6 protein-coding genes and 1 pseudogene are annotated in these 7,685 nt (G+C 73.3%); all 7 read left to right on the top strand.

The window, feature by feature from the left end; all coding sequences use genetic code 11:
• The coding region (locus ABZ862_RS10775) for an Rne/Rng family ribonuclease (RefSeq protein WP_360955597.1) at window positions 1–3,820 on the top strand (3,820 nt) is incomplete at its 5' end.
• 103 nt (window positions 3,821–3,923) lie between these two features.
• Window positions 3,924–4,040: pseudogene (locus tag ABZ862_RS10770) on the top strand (phosphocholine cytidylyltransferase family protein); the annotation flags it as partial.
• Between the two features lie 20 nt (window positions 4,041–4,060).
• A complete protein-coding gene (locus ABZ862_RS10765) occupies window positions 4,061–5,119 on the top strand; it encodes an iron-containing alcohol dehydrogenase family protein (protein WP_360955595.1) in 1,059 nt (352 codons plus the stop codon).
• A 218-nt stretch (window positions 5,120–5,337) separates the two neighbouring features.
• A complete protein-coding gene (rplU, locus tag ABZ862_RS10760; RefSeq protein ID WP_111586158.1) occupies window positions 5,338–5,658 on the top strand; it encodes a 50S ribosomal protein L21 in 321 nt (106 codons plus the stop codon).
• Between the two features lie 14 nt (window positions 5,659–5,672).
• Entirely contained in the window at window positions 5,673–5,927 is a 255-nt protein-coding gene (rpmA, locus tag ABZ862_RS10755) for a 50S ribosomal protein L27 (RefSeq protein ID WP_360955593.1), read from the top strand.
• Between the two features lie 154 nt (window positions 5,928–6,081).
• Window positions 6,082–7,518, top strand: a complete 1,437-nt coding sequence (gene obgE, locus ABZ862_RS10750; protein ID WP_360955591.1) for a GTPase ObgE — start codon at window positions 6,082–6,084, stop codon at window positions 7,516–7,518.
• A 50-nt stretch (window positions 7,519–7,568) separates the two neighbouring features.
• The coding region (locus tag ABZ862_RS10745; protein ID WP_360956075.1) for an ATP-binding cassette domain-containing protein at window positions 7,569–7,685 on the top strand (117 nt) is incomplete at its 3' end.

Genomic DNA, 7,685 nt, shown 5'->3' with positions numbered 1-7,685 from the left:
GAGTGGCGGTGAGGCTGTGGAGACCGTGGTGCCGGTGGCCGAGGCCGCTCCGGTGGCCGACGAGGCTGTCGTGGCGGACGAGGCCGAGGCCACGGAGGAGGTGGCGCCCGCTCCGCGTGCGCGTCGCCGTGCCACGCGCCGGGCTTCCGCGCCCGCCGCCGGGGCGACCGGGGCCGGTGAGGCCGCGTCCGTCGTCGAGGAGGTGCCGGTCACCGCCGAGACGCCGGTGGCCGTCGAGATCCCCGTCGAGGCCGGTGTCCTCACGCAGGCCCCCGCCGAGGTCACGGAGGACGACGCGGCTCCGCGCCGTACCCGCCGTCGCGCCACCCGCAAGGTGTCCGCTCCCGTCGACACGCCGGTGAGTGCCGGGACGGCGGAGGCTCCCGCCGCCGAGGACGTGACCCCCGCCCCCGCAGCCGTGGAACCCGCGGTGGCGGAAGCCGTGGAATTTGTCGCCGAGGAGGCCGGCCCGCGCCGTGGCCGCCGCCGGGTCGCGCGCAAGGCTGCCGCAGGCTTCTCCGCGCCCGCCCAGCCCACTGCCGATGCCGCCGCCGCGGGTGACGGCGAGGACACCGCGCCGCGTCGCCCCGCCCGCCCCGCCGTCGCCGTGTTCCAGGCGCCGGTCTTCACCGAACCCCGTTTCCAGACCCCGCAGCGTGCCGCGGCCGAGGCGGCCGCCGAGGCCGCCCGTGCCGTGGAGGCCGAGGAGCCGGAGGAGGAGCCGGAAGAGGCCGAGGCGGAGTACACCGAGGACGCGCAGGAGCCCGCAGGCCGTCGCCGCCGTCGCCGCCGGGGTGCCGCCTACGGCGAGGAGCCCGAGGCCCGCCCGGCCGCCGAGGACGAGTCCGAGGAACCGGAGGACGAGGCCGAGGGCGACGACGACACCGAGGAGGAGACCGGCTCGCGCCGCCGTCGTCGCCGCGGTGGCCGTCGTCGCCGCCGGGGTGAGACCGCCGATTCCGAGGCGGGCGACGACGACGAGCTCGTCGCCGAGCAGGCCGCGCAGGACGCCGAGGACACCGCGGAGCAGGCCGAGGAGGACGCCGAGGAGTCCGAGGACGAGGACGACACCGAGGCCGGTGCCGACACGTCCGGCGGCTCCAGCGCGGGCAGCCGGCGCCGTCGCCGGCGCCGTCGGCGCGCCGGTGACGGCGCCGCCGAGACCGAGGCCGCCGAGACCGACCCCGAGCGCACCGTCGTCAAGGTCCGTGAGCCGCGCAAGCCCAGCGAACCCTCCGACGAGGTGCAGTCCATCAAGGGCTCCACCCGTCTCGAGGCCAAGAAGCAGCGCCGTCGCGAGGGCCGCGAGCAGGGCCGCCGCCGCGTCCCGATCATCACCGAGGCCGAGTTCCTGGCCCGGCGCGAGGCCGTCGAGCGCGTGATGGTCGTACGCCAGCACGGCGAGCGCACCCAGATCGGCGTCCTCGAGGACAACGTGCTCGTCGAGCACTACGTCAACAAGGAGCAGTCGACGTCGTACGTCGGCAACGTCTACCTGGGCAAGGTCCAGAACGTGCTGCCGTCGATGGAGGCCGCCTTCATCGACATCGGCAAGGGCCGCAACGCCGTGCTGTACGCCGGTGAGGTCAACTTCGAGGCCCTCGGCGTCTCCGGCGGACCGCGCCGTATCGAGGCCGCCCTGAAGTCCGGGCAGTCCGTGCTCGTCCAGGTGACGAAGGACCCGATCGGCCACAAGGGCGCCCGGCTGACCAGCCAGGTCTCCCTCCCCGGCCGCTACCTGGTGTACGTGCCCGAGGGCTCCATGACCGGCATCAGCCGCAAGCTGCCCGACACCGAGCGGGCGCGGCTGAAGACCATCCTCAAGAAGATCGTCCCCGAGGACGCGGGCGTCATCGTGCGCACCGCCGCCGAGGGTGCCAGCGAGGACGAGCTGCGCCGCGACGTCGAGCGGCTCCAGGCGCAGTGGGAGGAGATCCGCAAGAAGGCCAGGACCGGCAACGCGCCGACGCTGCTGTACGGCGAGCCGGACATGACCGTCCGGGTCGTGCGTGACATCTTCAACGAGGACTTCTCCAAGGTCATCGTCAGCGGTGACGAGGCCTGGCAGACCGTCCACGGGTATGTCTCGCACGTGGCGCCGGACCTCGCCGAGCGGCTGTCGCGGTGGACCTCCGAGGTCGACGTGTTCGCCACGTACCGGATCGACGAGCAGCTCGCCAAGGCACTGGACCGCAAGGTCTGGCTGCCCAGCGGCGGTTCGCTGGTCATCGACCGGACCGAGGCGATGGTCGTCATCGACGTCAACACCGGCAAGTTCACCGGTCAGGGCGGCAACCTCGAGGAGACCGTCACCCGGAACAACCTGGAGGCGGCCGAGGAGATCGTCCGTCAGCTGCGGCTGCGCGACCTCGGCGGCATCATCGTCATCGACTTCATCGACATGGTCCTGGAGTCCAACCGGGACCTGGTGCTGCGGCGCCTGCTGGAGTGCCTGGGCCGCGACCGTACGAAGCACCAGGTGGCCGAGGTGACCTCGCTGGGGCTCGTGCAGATGACCCGCAAGCGGGTCGGCCAGGGTCTGCTGGAGTCGTTCTCCGAGACCTGCGTGCACTGCAACGGACGCGGTGTCATCGTGCACATGGAGCAGCCCCCCGCTCCCGGCGGCGGCAAGCGCCGCAAGCGCGGGCGCGGCGGTGAGGGCGCGGCGCACGAGCACGAGACGCACGAGTACGAGACCGCCGTGACGGCGGTGGAGACCGAGGAGGCCGTCGAGCCCGAGCCGGCCGGTGTCGTCGAGACGGCCGCCGAGGTCGCCCACGAGGCCGCCGTGCCGGTGGCGCTGCCCGCGCCCGAGTTCACGCCGGACGAGGAGCTCTACAGCAGCGTCGCCGAGGCGGAGGCCGCCGCCACCCGTGGCCGGTCCCGCCGCCGGGTGAGCCGCCGGGCCCAGGCACCGGCGGGCGCGCCCCGCTCCGAGCGGCGCGCGACGCGGACCGGGACCACCCCGGCCACGACGGGCCCGACGGGTCCGACGGGTCCGACGGGTCCGACGGCCCAGGAGACGACCGCCGAGGAGGTGGCCGAGCACCCGGTGCGGCCCGCGTCCGCCGAGGAGGCCACGGCCGGTCCGGTGGCCGCCGAGGACACCGTCGTCGCGCAGGCTCCGGCCGCTGCGGCTGCGGCTGCGGCTGCGGCTGCGGCGCCCGCCGAGACGGCTCCCGCCGAGGAGGCCGCGCCGACGGGCCGGGTGCGCCGCCGGGCGACCCGCAAGGTGTCCGCTCCGGCCGGTTCACCGGCGGGTGCGGAGGCCGCCGTGGTGACGGTCACCGAACCGGCGGCTCCGGCTGCCCCGTCCGTTGCCGCTGCTCCGTCCGCCGAGGCTCCCGCCGAAGCGGCACCGGAGGCCGCCGCGGAGGCCGCGGTCCCCGCCGAGAGCGCCGCTCCGGCCCGCCCGCGCCGCCGTGCGGTGCGCAGGGCCACGGCGCCCACCGCGTCGGAGGAGGCGGCCGTCGTGGTCGTCCCGGCCGCGGAGACGGCACCGGCCGAGGCACCCGCTGCCGAAGCCCCGGCGGAAGCCGCGCCGGCCGCGGAGAGCGCGGAGCCGGCGGAGGCCGAGGCGGCCGCGCCCGCCAAGAAGGCGGCCCGCAAGACCGCCAAGAAGGCGACGGCGAAGAAGGCCGCCGTCAAGAAGACGACGGCCGCCAAGAAGACCGCCGCCAAGAAGACCGCCGCGAAGGAGACGACGACCGCCAAGAAGGCGGCGGCGAAGAAGACGACGGCGAAGAAGACGACCGCGAGGAAGGCCGCGGCGGCCGAGCAGACGGTGTCCTCCGTCCCGGTCCCCGCCGACCAGGGCTGACCTCGTCGATCGAAGCGAACCGTGTGGTCCTGTCCGTTCCGGACAGGGCCACACGGGTTTCCCCGAGGGAATCGGCCCGAGGGACATGAAGGAGAGAACCGCGATGACAGGCCTTGTGCCCGCGGCCGGCGCCGGACGGCGTCTGCGCCCCTGTACGGACACCCCGCCCCCGGCCCTCGGGCCCGTGGGACCGCAGGACGCGCCGGCCGTGCCCGACCTCGCCCGCGGCCGGGAGTGCGCATGCCGGTACTGACGAGGCTCGTCGCCTCGCCGGTCGTCGTGGACGTGCGTCCCGGCGCCCTGGAGGGCCTGGCGGCCGTACTGGCCGACGAACGCATCTCACGCTCCGGCCGGCTCGCCGTCGCCGTCAGCGGCGGCTCCGGCGCGCGTCTGCGCGAGCGGCTCGCCCCCACACTGCCCGGAGCCACCTGGTACCAGGTCGGCGGCAGCACCCTGGACGACGCGGTCCGGCTGGCGGACGAGATGAAGTCCGGCGGTCACGACGCGGTGGTCGGTCTGGGCGGCGGCAGGGTCATCGACTGCGCGAAGTACGCGGCGGCCCGGCTCGGGCTGCCCATGGTCGCCGCCGCGACCAACCTGTCGCACGACGGCATCTGCTCACCCGTCTCCATCCTCGACAACGACGCCGGCCGCGGCTCCTACGGCGTGCCCGCCCCCATCGCGCTCCTCGTGGACCTCGCGGTGATAAGGGAGGCGCCGATCCGGTTCGTGCGCTCGGGCATCGGCGACGCGCTGTCCAACATCTGCGCGGTCGCCGACTGGGAGCTGTCCCACCGGGTCAACGGCGAGAAGGTCGACGGTCTGGCCGCGGCCATGGCACGCCAGGCGGGAGAGGCCGTGCTGCGGCACCCGGGCGGCTGCGGCGACGACGGATTCCTGACCGTGCTGTCCGAGGGGCTGGTGCTGTCGGGCATCGCCATGTCGATGGCCGGACACACCCGGCCGTCGTCCGGGGCCTGTCACGAGATCAGCCGCGCGCTCGACCTGCTGTACCCGAGGCGGGCCGCCAGCCACGGCGAACAGGTCGGCATCGGGGCGGCGTTCGCGATGCATCTGCGCGGCGACACCGAGGGCGCCCGGGCGATGACGGACACGCTGCGCCGGCACGGGCTGCCGGTGACGGCGGAGGAGATCGGCTTCACGGACGACGAGTTCGTCCGGGCCGTGGAGTTCGCCCCGGAGACCCGGCCGGGCCGCTACACGATCCTGGAGCACCTGAAGCTGTCACCCGCGCGGATCAGGGAGGCGTACGCCGACCATGTCGCCGCGCTCGAGTGAGGGAAGCCCGGTTTGACCCCCGTGGGGCGTGCCCCGTAACCTTGACCTTCGGCGTGTTCCAGTACGCCAACTCCTGAGCACCTCACCTCCCGCCCGGGGACCCGTCAGGGCCCGTCGGGACGGGGGAGGCCGCTCGTCCTTCCGGATGTCGGGTTCGGTGAACCCGTGTGGGCGGCTGGCTTCAGGGGGTCCGTTCCGAGCGAGAGAGTGAGATCCGCGTGTACGCCATCGTGCGCAGCGGTGGCCGCCAGCACAAGGTTGCTGTCGGTGACATCGTCGAGGTTGACAAGATTTCCACCGCCAAGGTGGGCGACACGGTCGAGCTCTCGACCCTGCTCGTCGTGGACGGCGACGCCGTGACCAGTGACCCGTGGGTGCTGGCGGGCATCAAGGTCGAGGCCGAGGTCGTGGACCACCACAAGGGCCAGAAGATCGACATTCTGCGCTACAAGAACAAGACCGGCTACCGCCGTCGGCAGGGCCACCGCCAGCAGTACACGGCGATCAAGGTCACGTCGATCCCCACGGCTGCGAAGTAAGGGACTGAGAAGAGATGGCACACAAGAAGGGCGCATCGTCCACCCGGAACGGTCGCGACTCCAATGCCCAGCGGCTCGGCGTGAAGCGCTTCGGCGGTCAGGTCGTGAACGCCGGTGAGATCCTGGTCCGTCAGCGCGGCACCCACTTCCACCCGGGCGCGGGCGTCGGCCGCGGTGGCGACGACACGCTGTTCGCGCTGCTGGCCGGTGCGGTGGAGTTCGGTACCCACCGTGGCCGCAAGGTCGTGAACATCGTCCCGGTCGCCTGACCGGAAGCGTTCCACGGAGTTCCACGAGTTTCGCGAGCGATCGCGAGATCCTCGCGCGAGGCGGACCTCACTTCCCGGTCGGGAAGGCGGGTCCGCCTTTCGTGTGTTGACCAGTCGTACCCCGCACGTCCCGTTTTCCTGGAGGCACTGAACCATGACCACCTTCGTGGACCGCGTCGAACTGCATGTCGCCGCGGGTAACGGAGGTCACGGCTGTGCCTCCGTCCACCGCGAGAAGTTCAAGCCGCTCGGCGGCCCGGACGGCGGCAACGGCGGCCGCGGCGGTGACATCGTGCTGACCGTCGACCAGTCGGTCACCACGCTTCTCGAGTACCACCACTCCCCGCACCGCAAGGCCACCAACGGCAAGCCGGGCGAGGGCGGCAACCGCTCCGGCAAGGAGGGCCAGGACCTGGTCCTGCCGGTGCCGGACGGCACCGTCGTCCTCGACCGGGCGGGCAACGTGCTCGCCGACCTGGTCGGGCACGGCACGTCGTACATCGCCGCGCAGGGCGGCCGGGGCGGCCTCGGCAACGCGGCCCTGGCCTCCGCCCGCCGCAAGGCGCCCGGGTTCGCGCTGCTCGGCGAGCCGGGCGACAGCGGGGAGATCGTGCTGGAGCTGAAGACCGTCGCCGATGTGGCGCTGGTCGGCTACCCGAGCGCCGGCAAGTCCTCGCTGATCTCCGTGCTGAGCGCGGCCAAGCCGAAGATCGCGGACTACCCCTTCACCACCCTCGTCCCCAACCTGGGTGTGGTGACGGCCGGTTCGACCGTCTACACGATCGCGGACGTGCCCGGCCTGACCCCCGGCGCCAGCCAGGGCAAGGGCCTCGGCCTGGAGTTCCTGCGGCACGTCGAGCGGTGCAGCGTCCTGGTGCACGTCCTGGACACGGCGACCCTGGAGTCCGAGCGCGACCCGGTGACCGACCTCCAGGTGATCGAGGAGGAGCTGAAGCAGTACGGCGGCCTCGGCGACCGGCCCCGCATCGTCGTCCTCAACAAGATCGACGTACCGGACGGCAGGGACCTCGCCGAGATGGTGCGCCCCGACCTGGAGGCGCGCGGCTACCGGGTCTTCGAGGCGTCGGCCCTCGCGCACATCGGCCTGAAGGAACTGTCGTACGCGCTGGCCGAACTGGTCGCCGGGGCCCGCGCGGCCCGGCCGAAGGAGGAGGCGACCCGTATCGTCATCCGCCCGAAGGCCGTCGACGACGCCGGGTTCACCGTGACGTCCGAGGACGACGGACTGTTCCGGGTGCGTGGCGAGAAGCCCGAACGCTGGGTGCGCCAGACCGACTTCAACAACGACGAGGCCGTCGGCTACCTCGCCGACCGGCTGAACCGCCTCGGTGTGGAGGAGCAGCTGCTCAAGGCGGGCGCCCGCTCCGGTGACGGCGTCGCCATCGGCCCCGAGGACAACGCGGTCGTCTTCGACTGGGAGCCGACCGTCATGGCCGGTGCGGAGATGCTCGGCCGGCGCGGCGAGGACCACCGCCTGGAGGAGCAGCGCCCCGCGGCACAGCGCCGCCGCGACCGTCAGGCCGAACGGGACGACGCCCAGCGCGACTTCGACGACTTCGAGCCGTTCTAAGGTCGCCACCGCGGCGCCGGTGCTGTGACCGGAACGGTCACCGGCTCGCGATGTGCCGGGTGAGACGACACGGGGACGGGCGGGGCCCGCAGGACATGTCCTGCGGGGAGCGCGTCGCCCTGCTCGGGCCCAACGGCGCGGGCAAGACGACGCTCGTCCTGCATCTC

Source organism: Streptomyces sp. NPDC047000, from assembly GCF_040644295.1.
Lineage (GTDB): Bacteria > Actinomycetota > Actinomycetes > Streptomycetales > Streptomycetaceae > Streptomyces.
Note: the sequence above shows the minus strand (reverse complement) of the source record. Positions and strands in the feature narration are given on the sequence as shown.

Coding starts and splice junctions, on each gene's coding strand:
- ABZ862_RS10765 (WP_360955595.1), top strand. CDS start 4,061: ATGCCGGTACTGACGAGGCTCGTCGCCTCGCCGGTCGTCGTGGACGTG.
- rpmA (WP_360955593.1), top strand. CDS start 5,673: ATGGCACACAAGAAGGGCGCATCGTCCACCCGGAACGGTCGCGACTCC.
- obgE (WP_360955591.1), top strand. CDS start 6,082: ATGACCACCTTCGTGGACCGCGTCGAACTGCATGTCGCCGCGGGTAAC.